This window comes from Luteimonas colneyensis, from assembly GCF_014836665.1.
Taxonomy (GTDB): Bacteria; Pseudomonadota; Gammaproteobacteria; order Xanthomonadales; family Xanthomonadaceae; genus Luteimonas; species Luteimonas colneyensis.
Genome location: NZ_JACSQJ010000006.1, coordinates 19,113 through 35,867, shown reverse-complemented (window position 1 = coordinate 35,867; position 16,755 = coordinate 19,113). Strand labels below are relative to the sequence as shown.

General features: G+C 70.1%; 20 protein-coding genes and 1 tRNA gene. 5 read left to right on the top strand and 16 right to left on the bottom strand.

Annotation, left to right across the window (positions count from 1 at the left end; genetic code table 11):
* Nucleotides 1-13 precede the first annotated feature (13 nt).
* From H9645_RS10735 to H9645_RS10715, 5 genes are all read right to left on the bottom strand, one after another.
* A complete protein-coding gene (locus H9645_RS10735) occupies nt 14-1,393 on the bottom strand; it encodes a glycosyltransferase (RefSeq protein ID WP_191729702.1) in 1,380 nt (459 codons plus the stop codon).
* Entirely contained in the window at nt 1,390-2,766 is a 1,377-nt protein-coding gene (locus H9645_RS10730; RefSeq protein WP_191729701.1) for a pyridoxal-phosphate dependent enzyme, read from the bottom strand. Before H9645_RS10730 ends, H9645_RS10735 begins: the two co-directional genes overlap by 4 nt.
* A 160-nt stretch (nt 2,767-2,926) precedes the next feature.
* Nucleotides 2,927-3,145 (bottom strand): HP1242/YdcH family protein, encoded by a 219-nt coding sequence (locus tag H9645_RS10725; protein WP_132998966.1) that lies wholly within the window; start codon nt 3,143-3,145, stop codon nt 2,927-2,929.
* 339 nt (nt 3,146-3,484) lie between these two features.
* On the bottom strand, nt 3,485-4,072 hold the full coding sequence (locus H9645_RS10720) for a hypothetical protein (protein ID WP_191729700.1): 588 nt from the start codon (nt 4,070-4,072) through the stop codon (nt 3,485-3,487).
* Entirely contained in the window at nt 4,069-4,455 is a 387-nt protein-coding gene (locus H9645_RS10715; RefSeq protein ID WP_191729699.1) for a DUF4398 domain-containing protein, read from the bottom strand. The genes H9645_RS10720 and H9645_RS10715 overlap by 4 nt, the downstream gene beginning before the upstream one ends.
* A 94-nt stretch (nt 4,456-4,549) precedes the next feature.
* Here H9645_RS10715 and H9645_RS10710 point away from each other — a divergent pair, with 94 nt between their 5' ends.
* A complete protein-coding gene (locus H9645_RS10710) occupies nt 4,550-5,662 on the top strand; it encodes a PilT/PilU family type 4a pilus ATPase (RefSeq protein WP_191729698.1) in 1,113 nt (370 codons plus the stop codon).
* A gap of 156 nt (nt 5,663-5,818) precedes the next feature.
* On the opposite strand, the gene maiA is transcribed toward H9645_RS10710, so the two are convergent.
* The 6 genes from maiA to rplM all read right to left on the bottom strand — a co-directional run bounded on the left by maiA (nt 5,819) and on the right by rplM (nt 9,646).
* The gene (maiA, locus tag H9645_RS10705; protein WP_191729697.1) at nt 5,819-6,535 is read right to left on the bottom strand and encodes a maleylacetoacetate isomerase; all 717 of its coding nucleotides are present in this window, start codon (nt 6,533-6,535) and stop codon (nt 5,819-5,821) included.
* Between the two features lie 85 nt (nt 6,536-6,620).
* A complete protein-coding gene (locus tag H9645_RS10700; RefSeq protein WP_191729696.1) occupies nt 6,621-7,610 on the bottom strand; it encodes a fumarylacetoacetate hydrolase family protein in 990 nt (329 codons plus the stop codon).
* Between the two features lie 232 nt (nt 7,611-7,842).
* A complete protein-coding gene (locus H9645_RS10695) occupies nt 7,843-8,586 on the bottom strand; it encodes a 2OG-Fe dioxygenase family protein (protein ID WP_191729695.1) in 744 nt (247 codons plus the stop codon).
* 109 nt (nt 8,587-8,695) lie between these two features.
* A tRNA-Gln gene (locus H9645_RS10690) sits at nt 8,696-8,770 on the bottom strand.
* Nucleotides 8,771-8,821: 51 nt separating this feature from the next.
* The gene (gene rpsI, locus H9645_RS10685; protein WP_191729694.1) at nt 8,822-9,214 is read right to left on the bottom strand and encodes a 30S ribosomal protein S9; all 393 of its coding nucleotides are present in this window, start codon (nt 9,212-9,214) and stop codon (nt 8,822-8,824) included.
* Between the two features lie 3 nt (nt 9,215-9,217).
* Entirely contained in the window at nt 9,218-9,646 is a 429-nt protein-coding gene (gene rplM, locus H9645_RS10680; RefSeq protein WP_144893944.1) for a 50S ribosomal protein L13, read from the bottom strand.
* A 219-nt stretch (nt 9,647-9,865) separates the two neighbouring features.
* Between rplM and coq7 the strand changes: the two genes are divergently transcribed.
* The gene (coq7, locus tag H9645_RS10675; RefSeq protein ID WP_191729693.1) at nt 9,866-10,507 is read left to right on the top strand and encodes a 2-polyprenyl-3-methyl-6-methoxy-1,4-benzoquinone monooxygenase; all 642 of its coding nucleotides are present in this window, start codon (nt 9,866-9,868) and stop codon (nt 10,505-10,507) included.
* A 3-nt stretch (nt 10,508-10,510) separates the two neighbouring features.
* Here the strand turns inward: coq7 and sugE are convergent, their stop codons facing one another.
* Together sugE and speD are read right to left on the bottom strand one after the other, a co-directional pair.
* Entirely contained in the window at nt 10,511-10,828 is a 318-nt protein-coding gene (gene sugE, locus H9645_RS10670) for a quaternary ammonium compound efflux SMR transporter SugE (protein ID WP_191729692.1), read from the bottom strand.
* Nucleotides 10,829-10,986: 158 nt separating this feature from the next.
* A complete protein-coding gene (speD, locus tag H9645_RS10665) occupies nt 10,987-11,778 on the bottom strand; it encodes an adenosylmethionine decarboxylase (protein WP_191729691.1) in 792 nt (263 codons plus the stop codon).
* Between the two features lie 219 nt (nt 11,779-11,997).
* On the opposite strand from speD, the gene crp reads away from it, so the two are divergent.
* From crp to H9645_RS10650, 3 genes are all read left to right on the top strand, one after another.
* Entirely contained in the window at nt 11,998-12,630 is a 633-nt protein-coding gene (gene crp, locus H9645_RS10660) for a cAMP-activated global transcriptional regulator CRP (protein ID WP_225218194.1), read from the top strand.
* Between the two features lie 5 nt (nt 12,631-12,635).
* Nucleotides 12,636-13,106 carry a GNAT family N-acetyltransferase gene (locus tag H9645_RS10655; RefSeq protein WP_191729689.1) on the top strand — a complete coding sequence of 157 codons (471 nt, stop codon included), beginning with the start codon at nt 12,636-12,638 and terminating at the stop codon, nt 13,104-13,106.
* A gap of 77 nt (nt 13,107-13,183) precedes the next feature.
* A complete protein-coding gene (locus H9645_RS10650) occupies nt 13,184-13,936 on the top strand; it encodes a sulfite exporter TauE/SafE family protein (RefSeq protein ID WP_191729688.1) in 753 nt (250 codons plus the stop codon).
* Here the strand turns inward: H9645_RS10650 and H9645_RS10645 are convergent.
* Genes H9645_RS10645 through trpD form a run of 3 tightly spaced genes read right to left on the bottom strand, consistent with a single transcriptional unit; the run spans nt 13,915 to nt 16,693 of the window.
* Nucleotides 13,915-14,784 (bottom strand): haloacid dehalogenase-like hydrolase, encoded by an 870-nt coding sequence (locus tag H9645_RS10645; protein ID WP_191729687.1) that lies wholly within the window; start codon nt 14,782-14,784, stop codon nt 13,915-13,917. The genes H9645_RS10650 and H9645_RS10645 overlap by 22 nt on opposite strands.
* A complete protein-coding gene (gene trpC, locus H9645_RS10640) occupies nt 14,781-15,602 on the bottom strand; it encodes an indole-3-glycerol phosphate synthase TrpC (protein ID WP_225218193.1) in 822 nt (273 codons plus the stop codon). Before trpC ends, H9645_RS10645 begins: the two co-directional genes overlap by 4 nt.
* On the bottom strand, nt 15,599-16,693 hold the full coding sequence (gene trpD, locus H9645_RS10635; RefSeq protein WP_191729685.1) for an anthranilate phosphoribosyltransferase: 1,095 nt from the start codon (nt 16,691-16,693) through the stop codon (nt 15,599-15,601). The genes trpC and trpD overlap by 4 nt, the downstream gene beginning before the upstream one ends.
* Between the last annotated feature and the right edge of the window lie 62 nt (nt 16,694-16,755).

The window sequence follows — 16,755 nt, the reverse complement described above, 5'->3', positions numbered from 1 at the left end:
CGAACCCGTCATTCTACCACTCTGCCCGGGCGTCCCCGGCGGGTCGCCCGCATACCTCCATGAGGACACGCTCCACCCGCCGGGCCAGCGCCGTCCAGCCCCATGCCGCCACCGGCCCCGGAGCCAGGTCGAATTCCTGCCCCAGCCGCCCGGCACGGACCAGGCCCGCGAGCCCGTTGACGGCCGCGGTGACCGCATCGCGCTCGCCTGCGCAGGCCACGCCCCGCCGCAGCTGCCCCAGCAATTCACCCACGGCGTCCCCCTCGCTCGCCTGCAGATGCAGGATCGGCCGGCACGCGCCGAAATACTCGTAGACCTTGCCCGGTATCTGGGCAGGGTCGGCATTGGCGATGTTCACCAGCACGTCGGCGTCGCGCTGCAGGTCGAGCAGGCGACGATGCGGCACCCGCCCGAGCAGGCGCAGCTGGCCCGGATGCGCGGCAGCGAGATGCACCAGCCATCCAGGCACGTTGCCGGACGCGATGTTCAGCCGGACGCCGCGGGTCTGCAGCACGCCCTCCACCAGCGGACCCGGATCGCGGAAGACATAGAAGCTGCCGGCATACAGCAACTCGACCGGCCCCTCGTTCCGCTGCGCGCGCTGCGCCATTGGCACGGCGCCGAGGCGGTCGTCGAAGCCCTGCGGCACGACGCTCACCGGGACCGCATCACCGTGGCGCTGGCGCATGAGCTCGCGGGTCTCGACGGTCGTGACCAGGACATGGTCGGCCCCGCGCAGGGCCTTGCGCTCCAGGGCGAGCGCCTTCCTGCGCCAGCGCGTCGGCGTATAGGGCGCCAGCACGGGATCTCCCAGGTCGGCTACCCAGCTCAGCCCCCGCGACTTCGCCCGCAAGCCCAGCAGGAGCGTGGTCGCCGGCTCGTGCGAGGTGAGCACGACATCCGGATGCAACCGGTCCAGGAGTCCCGGCAAGGCGCGCCTGGCCGGTCGCGCCCATTCGCCGCGAAGGTCGGGGAAAAGCAGCCACGACACCGCGTCCTGGAAGCCCTCCATCAGCTTCCCCTTCCAGTTCAGCCGCGGCGGCTCCACTGGCCCGAGGTCCGCGAATGCATCGCCCACGACGGCGCCGTCGTCGGCCGAGGCCATTCCGCCCACCGTATCCACCGGCCTTCGGCGCTCCAGCTTCGCCAGCAGTCCGCGCACCCATCCCGGGTGGATCCTGTGCACCTGCAGCCCGGCCTCCGGCGCCGGCAGCCCCCCCGCCCCTTCGTCACCGATATCCGGCGCAAGGACGTGGACGTCGTGCCCCGCCGCGGCCAATCGATTGGCGAGATAGGCCCAGCGCAGCGACTGTGGCGACGGACTCGGCGGAAACTCGTAGGCGATCAACAGGATGCGGAGCCTGCGAGTGTCGCGCTCGCCGTCGCCTTTCACTGCACCCGCCTCCGCAGCCAGTTCAGCAGGTCGATGCGGGTGATCAGGCCGAGGAAACGGTCGCCGTCCATGATGATCGCCACCTTGCCGGCATCGAACACCGGCAGCAGCGATTCCACCGTCGACTTCACGTCGAGGACCTCGAGCTTGCTGACCATCGCCGTCGACACCGGGTCGCGGAAGCGCTCCTCGTTGCCGTACACGTGCATCAGCACGTCGGACTCGTCGAGGATGCCGGCCAGGCGCTCGCCATCCATCACCGGCAGCTGCGAGATCTCGTACAGCTTCATGCGCTGGTAGGCGGTGACCAGCAGGTCGTCCGGGCCCACCACCACGGTGTCCTTCTGGCTGTAGGGCCGCAGGATCAGGTCGCGCAGGTCGCCGTGCTGCTCGCGCTCGATGAAGCCGTTGTCGAGCATCCAGTAGTCGTTGTACATCTTCGACAGGTACTTGTTGCCCGTGTCGCAGACGAACACCAGCACCTTCTTCGGCGTGGCCTGCTCGCGGCAGTACTTCAGCGCGGCGGCCAGCAGGGTGCCGGTGGACGAGCCGCCGAGGATGCCCTCCTTCGCCAGCAGCTCGCGCGCCGCGAGGAAGCTCTCGCGGTCGCTGATGGCGTAGGCCTTCTTCACCCGGCTGAAGTCCGAGATCGACGGCAGGAAATCCTCGCCGATGCCCTCGACCATCCAGCTGCCGGACTTCTCGCTCAGCGTGCCCTCGTTGATGTACTCGGCGAGGATCGAGCCGACCGGATCGGCCAGCACCATTTCCACGTCCGGGGCGCTCACGGCGAAGCATCGCGACAGGCCGGACATGGTGCCGGAGCTGCCGCAGCCGAACACCACCGCGTCCACGCCGCCGACCTCGGCCATCTGGCGCAGGATCTCCGGCCCGGTGCCGGACTCGTGCGCGGCCGGGTTGTCCGGGTTGCCGAACTGGTTGATGAAGTAGGCACCGGGCGTCTCGCTGGCGATGCGCGCGGCGAGGTCCTGGTAGTAGTCGGGATGGCCCTTGGCGACGTCGGACCGGGTCAGCACCACCTCGGCGCCCATGGCCTTGAGGTTGAAGATCTTCTCCCGGCTCATCTTGTCCGGGACCACGAGGATCAGCCTGTAGCCCTTCTGCTGCGCGACCAGGGCCAGGCCGATGCCGGTGTTGCCGGCGGTGCCCTCGACCAGGGTGTCACCCGGCTTGATGTCGCCGCGCCGCTCGGCCGCCTCGATCATGCTCATGCCGATGCGGTCCTTGATCGACCCGCCCGGGTTCTGGCTCTCGAGCTTGAAGTACAGCTCGCAGACGCCGGCGTCGAGGTGGCGGGCCCGGACGATGGGCGTGTTGGCGATGAGTCCGAGGACGGAGTCGTGGATGGGCATGCGGCACTGCCTGTCGGGCGGGGAGAGGCTGCGATTATCGCATCGCCGCAGCAACCCGGCCCGACTGCCCGGGTGGTGGCGCGGGCGGCGGCGACCGACGAGGATGGCGCCGCCGCCCGCGACAGCCGGTGCTGTCACGTGGGGGTGGGGGAAACGGGAATCAGTGGGCCAGCGCCTGGTACATCACCGACAGGCGGTCCTTGGCGGCAAGTTTCTCGCGCTTCATCCGCGCAAGCGTCGTGTCGTCGATCGGCAGCACGCCGAGCTCGGCGTCGAGCACCTTCTTGTCGAGCTCCTTGTGGTGGTGGTAGAGCTGCCTGAACTCGGGGTTGGCCTTGAACAGCGCGTCGAGTTCCGCCTGGGGTTGCCCTTCGAACATGGAGACCTCCTTCGAACTGGGCCCGCGCATGCGTGCCGCGCGGGCATGCAAAAACGCCCCGGGCCTTGCGGCACGGGGCGCATCGTGGGGGATGGCGTGCGACGGGCTCCAGACACCCTCCCTCGGGAGCGTCCGCGGGGGCTTGCCCGCGGCGACCGTCCCGCTGGAGTCGCTGCATTCCGTCACGTGACCTCCCTTCTAGGGGCGGCTCCGCGAGCAGCGGAAGCCGCCTCCGTGATCGACCCTACTCCTCCCCGGCAGGGTGGGCAAGGCTCCAGCCGGCCCCTGCCTGAACACCGTGATGGGAGCGGCCGTGCACGGCCTCCAGGCCTCCGGAGGCTAGTCTTCCAGGGCCTTCAGCAGCTCGGCCTCCTGGCGCTTGAGCTCGGCTTCGCGCTCGCGGGCGGCGCGCAGGCGGTCGGCCTGGGTCTTCGCCACGTCGTCGAGCACGCCCTCGGCGCGCTGGCGCGCCCCGGACTCCATTTCGGCCTCCAGGCGCAGGCGCTCGGCCTCCTCGGCCTGGATCTGGGCCTGGATGCGCAGCCGCTCGGCTTCGGCGCGCGCGCGCGCGGCGTCCTGGCGGCTGGCCTCGACCAGCAACTCGCTGCGCTCGCGGTCCAGCCGGTCGATCTGGCGGCGGGCGAGCCCGGTGGCGGCGGCGATCTCGGCGGTCTCGATGCGCCATTCGGCGACCTGGCGGGCATCGGCCTTCGCCTGTGCGCCGCGGGCCCCGGCCAGGGCCTCGAGCGCCTGGCGCGCACGCAAGCGCTCGTAGGCGGCCAGCGTGGCGCGCTCGGGATCCGCATCGAGCGCCTGCAGGCGGGCCTGCAGCGGCGCACTGCCGTCGTCTGCATTCCGCGACTGCGCCAGGGCGGCGCCGGGGACCAGCAGGGCCGCGACCATCACGGCGTGGACGATGCGGCTCATCGCGGATCCTCCATGCCCAGGCGCTGGCGCAGGGCGGCCACCTCGCTGCGGCGCTGCAACAGCGTGGCGTCGGCCTGCGCCTGCTCGCTGCGGGCACTGGCGAGGTCGGCCGAGGCCTCCGACAGCGCGGCCAGCGCGCGCGCATCGCGCTCCTTGCCGGCCGCCATCGCGGCCTGGGCGCGACTGAGCGCGGTGCGGGCCCGCTCGAGGTCGTCGACCGCGTACTGCTGGGCGTCCGCGGCATCGGCCCGGGCCACTGCCTGCTGGGCCGCCGAAAGTTCGGCGGTCGGCGGCGGCAGGCTGGCACAGCCCGCCAGCGCCAGCACCGGAACGAGACATGCGCCATGCAGGCGCCAACGGAATTGTGCGAAGCTTGTGCGCATAGGGGGCCGCCGCGGATTGGGGAACGCGTGGCCATTGTCAACAGCATCCGTCCGGATCGCAACGCCGGGGCTGCGCTACTGGGGAATCCCGCGAATGGACATCGGCTACTTCCTGAAGCTGATGACGGAGAAGAACGCCTCCGACATGTTCCTGACCACCGGCGCGCCGGTGTACATCAAGGTCGAAGGCAGGCTCTATCCGCTTGGCAACACCGGCCTGCCCACGGGCATGGTCAAGAAGATCGCCTACTCGCTGATGGACGAGGGCCAGGTGCCGCAGTTCGAGCGCGACCTGGAGCTGAACATGGCGCTGTCGCTGCAGGACTCGGGGCGCTTCCGCGTCAACGTGTTCAAGCAGCGCGGCGAGGTCGGCATGGTGATCCGCGCCATCCGCAGCACCATTCCGTCGATCGAGGAGCTGCAGCTGCCGCAGGTGCTGAAGGAGATCATCATGGCGCCGCGCGGCCTGGTGCTGATCGTCGGCTCCACGGGCTCCGGCAAGTCGACGACGCTGGCGTCGATGATCGACCACCGCAACAGCACCACCTCGGGCCATATCCTCACCATCGAGGACCCGATCGAGTACCTGCACCGGCACAAGAAGTCGATCGTCAACCAGCGCGAGGTCGGCCTGGACACGCACGCCTTCCACAACGCGCTGAAGAACGCGATGCGCGAGGCGCCCGACGTCATCCTGATCGGCGAGATCCTGGACGCCACCACGATGGAAGCCGCGATCGCCTTCGCCGAGACCGGCCACCTGTGCCTGGCGACGCTGCACTCCAACAACGCCGACCAGACCATCGAGCGCATCCTCAACTTCTTCCCCGAGGCCGCGCACAAGAACGTGCTGATGAACCTGGCGCTGAACCTGCGCGCGGTGATCAGCCAGCGCCTGGTGGTGGGCACCGATGGTCGCCGCATGCCGGCGACCGAAGTGCTGATCAACACGCCGATGATCCGCGACCTGCTGCGCCGCGGCCAGGTGCACGAGATCAAGCAGGCGATGGAGGAGTCGCTGGAGGAAGGCATCGAGAGCTTCGACCAGTGCCTGTTCCGGCTGTACAAGGAAGGCCGCATCGAGCGCGAGACCGCGCTGCGCGCCGCCGACTCGCGCGAGGGCCTGGACCTCAAGTTCCGCCTGTCCGAGGGCGGCGACGGCGAGCACGACCCCTACGCGGACGTGTTCGACACCGGCCACGCCTGACCGCCAGCTGCCCCTGACTGCCGGCCACGCCTGACTGTCGGCCGCCCTTGACCGCCGGCCGTCCCTCCCCTGTAGGAGCGGCTATAGCCGCGACAGTCGCAACGCCACTACTGCAACCCTGGTCGCGGCTATAGCCGCTCCTACAGGGGCGCTCTCTCAGGTCGCGGGGGCGTCCGGCTGGCGCTCGGGCCGGGCGGCGTCGAAGGCCGGAAGCTCGAGGCAGCGCCGATCGATGCGCTCGATCACCGGATAGGCCGCCATGTCGACGCCGAAGCGGCGCGCGTTGTAGACCTGCGGCACCAGGCAGCAGTCGGCGATGGTGGGCAGGTTGCCGTCGCAGAAATCGCCGGTGGACGGATTGTCGGCCAGCAGCGCCTCGAAGGCGCGGAAGCCGGCCTCGATCCAGTGCTTCACCCAGACCTCGCGCTCGGGCTGGGGCACGCCCCAGTCGCGTTCGAGGTACTGCAGCACGCGCAGGTTGTTGAGCGGATGGATGTCGCAGGCCACGACCTGCGCCAGCGCGCGGACGCGCGCGCGGTCGCGGGCGTTGGCGGGCAGCAGCGCGGGCTCGGGCCACATCTCGTCGAGGTATTCGAGGATCGCCAGCGACTGGCGCAGGTTGCGGTGGCCGTGCTGCAGCACGGGCACCAGCTCCTGCGGGTTGATCGCCGCGAAGCCCGGCGCGTGCTGCTCGCCGCCACCGCGCACCAGGTGCACCGGCGCGATGTCGTACTTCAGGCCCTTGAGGTTGAGCCCGATGCGAACGCGGTAGGCCGCGCTCGAGCGCCAATAGGAGTGAAGGCACAGCGCGCCGTTGCCGTTGCCGTTGCCGTTGCCGCTGTCGCCCGCCGCCGCTTCGCCTTCGCCCACCATGTCCCCTCCCCGTGATCCGAGTCCGCCGGGCACGCCGCCCGTTCCGCCGCGGCCTCCCCATGGCCGCACCATCGCGTCACCGCGTTCAGGGCGCGGCTTGGTGCTCCACCAGCTGCTCGATGGCACCGAAGATCGACGCACCGCCGGCATCGAACATCTCGATGCGCACGCGGTCGCCGAAGGACATGAAGGGCGTCCGCGGCTTGCCGTGCTCGAGCGCCTCGACCGTGCGCTTTTCGGCGAAGCACGAGGCCCCCAGCGACGTGTCCTGGTTGGCGATCGTTCCCGAGCCGACGATGGTCCCGGCCGACAGCGGACGCGTCTTCGCCGCGTGTGCCACCAGCTGCGAGAAGTCGAACTGCATGTCGACGCCGGCCTCGGGAGCACCGAACCATTCGCCATTGATGTGGGTCACCAGCGGCCGGTGCAGCTTGCAGCCGCGCCAGGCATCGCCCAGCTCATCCGGGGTCACGAACACCGGCGACAGCGCCGAACGCGGCTTGGACTGCAGGAAGCCGAAGCCCTTGGCCAGCTCGCCCGGGATCAGGTTGCGCAACGACACGTCGTTGACCAGGCCGATGAGCTGGATGTGGCCGGCGGCCTGCTCCGGCGTCACCGCCATCGGCACGTCGTCGGTGATGACCACGATCTCGGCCTCGAGATCGATGCCGTAGTCCTCGCTGGTCACCCGCACCGGATCGCGCGGGCCGAGGAAGCCGGCGCTGGTGGCCTGGTACATCAGCGGATCGGTGTAGAAGGACTCCGGGACCTCGGCGCCGCGGGCGCGGCGGACGCGCTCCACGTGCGGCAGGTAGGCGGAGCCGTCGACGAACTCGTAGGCCCGCGGCAGCGGCGCGGCCAGCTGCGCCGGCTCCAGGTCGAAGACGCCATCGGCGCCGCCGCCCTCCAGCGCGTCGGAAAGCGCGACCAGGCGGGGCGCGATGTTCGACCAGTCCTCGAGCGCCTGCTGCAGCGTGGCCGCGATTCCGGTGGCGCGCACCGCGCGCGCAAGATCCCGCGACACCACCACCAGCGTGCCATCGCGCCCGCCTTCCTTCAGGGAACCCAGCTTCATCGCCACTCCGCGAAACGTTGCAATCCCGGGATTGTAGCGGTGCGGCAAGGATGCGGGACTGGGAGGAAGAGCTTTTGCCACGGATTTACGCGGATCACGCGGATTCACGCGGATAAAGCAGAAGCAGTCCACTCATGGGCAGCGCCCGGAACGAGGCCTCGCCGTACCCCATTGGGCATTTGCTCTATCCGTGAAAATCCGCGTGATCCGCGTAAATCCGTGGCCAGGCTTTTCAACCCTCTCCCTGGAACGCGCCGGAACGGTAGGTCAGGACCAGGGTGTCGCGGTGGCCGTGGCCGTCCGGTTCGAGCGGCTGGATGGGCGTGGATTCATGGATGACGCGGGTGTCGTCCATCAGCAGCAGCGACCACGGTTCGTCGAGGGTGAAGCGGTGGCCGTCGGGGCCGGCGGCGTCGAAGACGCGGGTTTCGCCTCCCTTGATGCCTTCGCGGGCCACCATGAAGACGGCCACGAAATCGACGCCGTCGCGGTGCGCGCCCTCCGGCGTCGGGCGGCCGATGCCGTCGCTGGTGTCGATGCGGAACTGGTGGGCCTCGACGTGCCAGGGGCCGGCATCGCGCACGCCGCTGCACAGGACGCCGAGCGCGGCCAGCAGGCGCGGCCAGGCCGGCTGCGACACCAGCGCATCCGACAGCGGCTGGTACATCCGCGCCATGCCGCCGTGCAGCGCGTTGTAGTCCAGGGACTGCCAGTGGGCGCGGTGCGCCGCCATCCGCACGTCGTCGCCGGCGACCACGAAGCAGGAATGCCGCCGGCGCCGGTAGCGGCCGCCATCGCGCAGGTAGGCATCGGGAGGAAGATCGTCCCAGCCGGTGCCGAGAGCGGCGATGTCCGCGAAGGCAAGCCCGGTCGCGGTCGCGACCCCGGACGGCGAGATCACCGCGTAGCCCTCGTCGCGAAGCGCGGCCTGCCCGGCACCCTCGGGCGTGTACGGTGGCGGGAAGACGATGGCCATGGCGATGCCCCGGCGGTCGCGGAGGGCCCGGGCGTGGCCGCCGCCGCCTGGCGCCGGGCCCGGAAAGGACGAAGCCCGCACGCGGCGGGCTTCGGACCTTGTTGCAATGTGGCAGCCCCGGATGGATTCGAACCACCGAATGCCTGAGTCAGAGTCAGGTGCCTTACCGCTTGGCGACGGGGCTATGGAGCAATTGTAGCGCAGGATTCCGCGAACGGAATCCTGAATACCGCAATTAACGCTTCGAGAACTGCGTGGCGCGACGGGCCTTGTGCAGGCCGACCTTCTTGCGCTCGACTTCGCGGGCGTCGCGGGTCATGAAGCCGGCCTTGCGCAGCTCGGACTTCAGGCTCTCGTCGTACTCCACCAGCGCGCGGGCGATGCCCAGGCGGATGGCGCCGGCCTGGCCGGTGGTGCCGCCGCCCGAGGTGGTGACCATGATGTCGAAGCTTTCGGTGTTCTTCGTCAGCTCGAGCGGCTGGCGCACGATCATGCGCGCGGTCTCGCGGCCGAAGAACTCGTCCAGCGGACGGCCGTTGACGTTGATGTTGCCGGTACCGCGGCGCAGGAACACGCGGGCGGTGGAGGACTTGCGACGGCCGGTGCCGTAATTCTGGGTGATTGCCATGACTTAGATATCCAGGACTTGCGGCTGCTGGGCGGCGTGCGGGTGCTCGGAACCCTTGTAGACCTTGAGCTTGCGGTACATCGCGCGGCCCAGGGTGTTCTTCGGGAGCATGCCCTTGACCGAATGCTCGATGACGCGCTCCGGGTGGCGCTCCAGCGCCTGCCCCAGGGTCTCGGACTTCAGGTTGCCGATGTACCCGGTGAAGCGGTAGTACATCTTGTCGGCGAGCTTGTTGCCGGTGACGTGGATCTTCTCGGCGTTGATCACGATGATGTAATCGCCGGTGTCGACGTGGGGGGTGTAGACGGGCTTGTGCTTGCCACGCAGGCGACGCGCGATCTCGGTGCTCAGGCGACCGAGGGTCTTGCCCGTGGCGTCGACAACGAACCAGTCGCGCTGGACGGTTTCGTTCTTGGCGGTAAAGGTCTTCATCGGGAAACTCTTGAGGGGTGACTGGTCGGGCTGGTTGCGCGGGCCATCGCCCTGCGGAACTTCGCCTCGCGTTTTCACGTTCGGGGAACGCAAGAGGCGGAATTGTACCGACCGCCCCCGTTACGCGCAAGCTGCCGCGGGCCGGGCTCCGGGCGGCCCGGCAGCCCCGGGGCCCGGCGCGATCTGGCCGCGGCCGGTGTGCCGGCGCACAATGGATCCATGACCTCGCGAATCCTGTCCCCGCTCGACCGCCTGCTGGCGGATGCCCAGAACGCGCTCGAGACCGTGGCCGGCCGGCCGCGGGCGGAGCGGCCCAATCCCGGCGCCGGGGAACCCGAGGTGGAGCTCGATGCCGCCGAGCGCCGCCATGCGGCAGGCCTGATGCGCATCAACCACGTCGGCGAGGTGTGTGCCCAGGCCCTCTACGTCGGCCAGGCCACCGTCGCCCGCGATCCCGCCACGCGCGCCCACCTGCTCGAGGCCGCGCAGGAGGAAACCGACCACCTCGCCTGGTGCGACGACCGCCTGCGCGAGCTCGACAGCCGGCCCAGCCTCTTCAACCCGCTCTGGTACGGCGGGGCCTACGCCATCGGCCTGCTGGCCGGCCTGCGCGGCGACGGCTGGAACCTCGGCTTCGTGGTCGAGACCGAGCGCCAGGTCGAGGCCCACCTCGAGGAGCACCTGCAGACCCTGCCGCCGGCCGACCTGCGCAGCCGCGCCATCCTCGAAACCATGAAGGCCGACGAGGCCCGCCATGCCGACAACGCCGAGGCCGCCGGCGCACGCGTGCTGCCCCAGCCGATCCCGACCCTGATGGCGCTCGCGTCGAAGGCCATGAAGACCGTCGCCTACCGTCTGTAGGATTCAGCCCGACACGAGTTTCAGGCCGACCACGCCGCCCACGATCATCGCGATGCAGGCCAGCCGCGCCGGCGATGCGCTCTCGCCGAACACCAGGATGCCGAAGGCCGCGACGCCGACGGCGCCGATGCCGGTCCAGATCGCGTAGCCGGTGCCGATCGGGATCGCCTTCAGCGCCTGGGACAGGCACCAGAAGCTGACCACCATCGCCGCCAGCGTGCCCAGGCTCGGCCACAGCCGGGTCCAGCCTGCGGTGTGCTTCAGGCCCAGGGCCCAGACGATCTCGAACAGGCCGGCGACCACCAGGTAGATCCATGCCATCGCGTGCCTCCTCCGCGCCGCGCCGGTCCACCCGTGCGGCGCCGCAGATGAAAAAAAGCGGCCCGGAGCCTTCGCTCCGGACCGCCGTCGGTCTTCGTGTGCGGGATCCCTCCCGCCCCGCGGGCCGTCCCGCGGTGGGTCTTCGCGCGGACCGGCGCTCACTCCACCAGGTTGCGCCCGTGGAACAGCTCCTCGATCTCGCGCTTGAGCAGCGCCTCGATCTTCATGCGCTCCTTGAACGACAGGTTGCGCGCCTTCTCCTCGAACAGGTACTGGTCCAGGTCGAAGTCCTTCAGGTGCATCTTCGTGTGGAAGATGTTCTCCTGGTAGACGTTGACGTCGAACATCTCGTAGCGAGTCTTGATGTTCTTGGCCAGGAAGTCCTGGATCGAATTGATCTTGTGGTCGATGTAGTGCTTCTTGCCCTTGATGTCGCGGGTGAAGCCGCGCACCCGGTAGTCGGCGATGACGATGTCCGACTCGAAGCTCTCGATCAGGTAGTTCAGCGCCTTCAGCGGCGAGATGACGCCGCAGGTGGCCACGTCGATGTCCGCGCGGAAGGTCGCGATGCCCGCCTGCGGGTGCGTTTCCGGGTAGGTGTGGACGGTGATGTGGCTCTTGTCCAGGTGCGCGACCACGGCATCCGAGATCACGCCCTTGGCGTCGGCCTTGTCGATCACCGGCTCCTCGGAGATCAGGATCGTGACCGACGCGCCCTGCGGATCGTAGTCCTGGCGCGCGATGTTGAGGATGTTCGCGCCGATGATCTCCGCCACGTCCGTGAGGATCTGCGTGAGGCGATCGGCGTTGTATTCCTCGTCGATGTATTCGATGTAGCGCTGGCGCTCGTCCTTGGAGACGGCGTAGCACACGTCGTAGATGTTGAAGCTGAGGGCCTTGGTGAGGTTGTTGAATCCCTGCAGCTTCAGGCGAGGCAGCGGCTTGACCACGTCGTGCGGACCCCGGTTCGGGCGGAAAGTGCGCGATTATGAGGCAAAGGGGGGCCGGTCGCGAGTGAAGCCCGGCCCCGGGCGCGCGCCGAAGGTGCCAGGCGCGTTTGCCGGATGGGTCCTGACGGCCTACTCTTGCTTCATCCCCCGTTCAACCTTTCCATGACTATCAGCCCTGTGGCCATCATTACAACCCTGAGACGTCCCCAGCATCCCCTGATGCCATCGCCGGCGACGATCGAACGCTTCCTCGCACACTGCCATCGCCGTCGGTACCCGCCCCGCACCGAGGTGTTCCGACCCGGCGACCAGGCCGGGACCATGTACTACGTGGTCAGCGGTTCGGTGACGATCATTACCGAAGAGGACGACGGTCGCGAGCTGATCCTCGGCTACTTCGGTCCCGGCGAGTTCGTGGGCGAGATGGGCCTCTTCATCGAATCCGACGTGCGCGAGGTGGTGCTCCGCACGCGTGTGCAGACCGAACTGGCCGAAATCAGCTACGAGCGCCTCTACCAGCTGTTCGACGGATCCCTGTCCGGCGACGCCACCCAGATCATGTATGCGATCGGGGCGCAGCTGTCGCGGCGCCTGCTCGACACCAGCCGCAAGGCCGGGCGCCTGGCGTTCCTCGACGTGACCGACCGCATCACCCGCACCCTGCACGACCTGACCCGGGAGCCGGAGGCGATGACCCATCCCGACGGCACCCAGCTGCGGGTGTCGCGCCAGGAGCTGGCGCGCCTGGTCGGCTGCTCGCGCGAGATGGCCGGCCGGGTGCTGAAGAAGCTGCAGGCCGACGGCAAGCTGCACGCGCGCGGCAAGACCATCGTCCTGTACGGGACGCGCTGACGCCGATGGCCGCCGCGTTCGAAGCCAGGGGCGCCCTGCCGGACGCGGACCTGCGCAGCGCGTCGGCGATCGACGCCGACGATGTCGCCGCCCTGCTCAGCGCACTCGGCTATCCCTGCGGGACCGCGGACGCGGCGCGCCGCATCGCCACCATCACCGCCAACGACCGCCAGGCCCTCGTCGTCGCACGCTGCGGCGGCATGGTCACCGGCCTGGTCGCGCTGGACTTCATGTACTACCTGCCGCTGGACACCACCACCTGCAGGATCACCGCGCTGGTGGTCTCGCCAGGCGCGCAGGGCCGCGGCCTGGGGCGGCAGCTGCTGCGCGAGGCCGAGCGCCGGGCGCGTGCCGCGGGGGCCGCCCGCATCGAGCTGACCAGCGGCTCGCAGCGCAGCGAGGCCCACTCGTTCTACAAGGCCTGCGGCTTCAGCGACGGCACCCTGCGCTTCATCAAGCGCCTGGGCGACGCTTGACCGGCGACAACGCGGCCTCAACGCGGGCCGGCTAATCTGCCGCTCCGGAGGTGCCTGGTGGTGCCTGGACGCCGCGCATGGACCTGATCGACAGCCATTTCCTGATGTTCGTCGCGATCGGCCTGGGCGCACAGCTCGTCGACGGCGCGTTGGGGATGGCCTTCGGCCTGGTCTCGTCCTCGATCCTGCTGGCGATGGGCATGCCGCCGGCCGCGGTCAGCGCCAGCGTGCACACCGCGGAGGTGTTCACCACCGGGGTGTCCGGCGCGGCGCACGGCATGCTGGGCAACGTCGACCGCAGGCTCATGCTGCGGCTGGCGGTACCCGGCGTGGCGGGCGGCGTCATCGGCGCCTATGCGCTCAGCCGCATCGACGGCGCCGCGATCAAGCCCTGGATCCACGCCTACCTGCTCGTGCTGGCGCTGCTGATCCTGGTGCGCGCGCTCGGCCGGCGCGTGCCGCGGCGCGAGGTCCGGCGCGTGGGCGTGCTCGGCTTCGTCTCCGGCCTGCTCGATGCGATCGGCGGCGGCGGCTGGGGGCCGATGGCCACGTCGACCCTGCTCGCCAACGGCGGCGACGCGCGGACCAGCATCGGCACCGTCAGCGCGTCCGAGTTCGCGGTGACGCTGGCGATCTCGATCACCTTCCTGTTCTCGGTCGGCCTGGACCACTGGCGGATCATCGTCGGCCTGCTGCTCGGAGGCATGATCGCGGCGCCGCTGGCGGCGCTGCTGGTGCGCCACGTGCGCGAGCGCGCCGTGCTGCTGGCCGTGGGCCTGCTGGTGCTGGGGATCTCGGTCTACCAGATCTACCGCGCGCTGGCCGGCTGAGCCGGGTCCGCCGGCAGGCGGCCGTCGACGCCAACGGCGACCGCCACCGGGACGCCGCCGCGACCGGGGCAGCCCCAGTTGAGGATCGGCGTGCCGGCGGGCAGCTCGCGGCGGAAGCGCTCGATCGAACCCGGTTTCGGATTCACCACCACCGGCCTGCGCGCGGCGCGCAGGAGCGGGAGGTCGGCGCTGGAATCGGAGTACGCGGCGTCGATGTCGCCCCAGCCGCGTTCGCGCAGCATGCGCATCTTTTCCTCGTTGTGGCAGTGGCGCGCGGCGACCACGGCGCCGAATCGCGGGCCGGCGAGCGTGCCGACCACGGGCACGTCCTCGTGGGCGGCGAAGGCGAGGATCGCGCGCGCAAGCTCGGGCGGCGCGCCGGTGGCCACGACGACGCGGTCGCCGCGCTCACGGTGGGCGTGGAACACCTCCAGCGCCAGCGGCAGCAGGCGATCGCGGATCTGGTCGACGTGCTGCGCGACATAGGCATCGGTCAGCGCGTCGAGGTCGCGCACGCGGTGGACGCCCACCGTGCCGGCCCAGACGAAGCCGGAGATGCCCGCGCGCCGCGTGGGCAGGAACGCGACCATCGGCCCGAACACCGGCGCCAGCAGCAGGGCCAGGATGCACCGCCACCAGCTGCGCTTGATCAACCAGGCGAAGAGGTGGCTGCCGGAGTCGCCGTCGTAGAGGGTGTGGTCGAAGTCGAAGACGACCAGCGGCGCGTCGGCGCGGGGGGAGGTGTAGCGGTGCGCTTTGGCCAGGGTCGCAGCTGTAGCTGCTCCTACAGGGGAAGCGGCAGCCGGGCCTGTAGGAGCAGCTACAGCTGCGACCTCACGCCCCGTCATGTGCCGAACATCCCGCGCAGCGCCGCACCCGGATCCGCGGCGCGCATGAAGGCCTCGCCCACAAGGAAGGCATCGACGCCGGCGCCGCGCAGCCGCGCGACGTCGTCCGCCGTCATCACGCCGCTCTCGGTCACCAGGCGGCGGCCTGCGGGCGCCATCGCCTTCAGCGCCAGCGTCGTATCGAGGGTCACGTCGAAGGTGCGCAGGTCACGGTTGTTCACGCCCAGCAGCGGCCTGCGTCCGGCGACCGCCGGCAGGCGCAGCGCGCGCTCGAACTCGTTGGCGTCGTGCACTTCGGCCAGCACGTCCATGCCCAGCTCCAGCGCCTGCACGCAGAGGTCGCTCGCGAGCAGGTCGTCCAGGCCGGCCAGGATCAGCAGCACGCAGTCGGCGCCGAGCACGCGCGCCTCGTCCACCTGGTAGCCGTCGACGATGAAGTCCTTGCGCAGCACCGGCAGCGAGCACGCCTCGCGCGCCTGCCGCAGGTAGTCGTCCGCGCCCTGGAAGAAGTCGACGTCGGTGAGCACCGACAGGCAGGCCGCGCCGCCGGCCTCGTAGCTGCGCGCGATCGCGGCGGGGTCGAAGTCGGCGCGGATCACGCCCTTCGACGGGCTGGCCTTCTTGACCTCGGCGATCACCGCGGCGTGCCCTGCGGCGACCTTCGCCTCGATGGCGGCGGCGAAGCCGCGCGGCGCCGGGGCGTCGGCGAGGCGGGCGAAGATTTCGGCGCGCGACACGCGCTGCTTGCGCTCGGCGACTTCCCCGGCCTTGCGCGCGAGGATGCGCGCCAGGATGTCTGACGGCGTGGTGGCACTCATCGGCCACCTCCGGTCCATCCGGCGGAGGCGGTCGCCGCGCGCCGCACGTCCGCGACCACATCGCCAGCCAGCTCCCGCGTCACCGCCACGAACGCGTCCAGCTTCGCCCGCGCCGCGCCCGAGGCGATGGTCGCGCGCGCCAGCTCCACGCCGCTGGCGATCGAATCCGCCACGCCCGCGACGTACAGCGCCGCACCCGCGTTGAGCGAGACGATCCGGCCCGGCAGGCCTTCGGCATCGGTGATCGCCTCCAGCACCATGGCCTTCGACTCCGCGGCGCCCTCGACGCGCAGGTTGCGGCTGGCCGCCATCGGGATGCCGAAGTCCTCGGGGTGGATCTCGTACTCGCGCACCTGGCCGTCGCGCAGTTCGCCCACCAGGGTGCCCGCGCCCAGCGAGATCTCGTCCATGCCGTCGCGGCCCCAGACCACCAGCGCGCGCTCGGCGCCCAGCTCCTGCAGCACGCGCACCTGGATGCCGACGAGATCGGGATGGAACACGCCCATCAGGATCGAGGGCGCGCCCGCGGGATTGGTCAGTGGCCCGAGGATGTTGAACAGCGTGCGCACGCCCATCTCGCGGCGCACCGGTGCGACCACCTTCATCGCCGGGTGGTACGCCGGTGCATACATGAAGCCGATGCCGGTGCGCGCGATGGACTCCGCCACGGCCTCCGGCGGCAGCTCGATCGTGGCACCCAACGCCTCGTACGCGTCCGCGCTGCCCGAGGTGGACGACACGCTGCGCCCGCCATGCTTGGCCACGCGCCCGCCGGCGGCCGCGATCACGAAGCTCGACGCGGTGGAGATGTTGAAGGTGTTGGCGCCGTCGCCGCCGGTGCCGACGATGTCGACCAGGTGCGTGCGATCGGCGACCTCGACCTTGCGTGCCAGCTCGCGCATCGCGCGCGCCGCGCCGGTGATCTCGCCCACCGTCTCCTTCTTCACCCGCAGGCCGATCATGATCGCCGCGGTCATCTGCGGCGAGACCTCGCCGCGCATCACCTGGCGCATGAGGTCGAACATCTCGTCCTCGAAGATCTCGCGGTGTTCGATGGTGCGCTGGAGGGCTTCCTGGGGGGTGATGGGCATGGTCGGGACTGGCTTCTGTCAAGGAACGGGGTGCCGCCGGCGCGGCGCGGCGGACGGGCCGC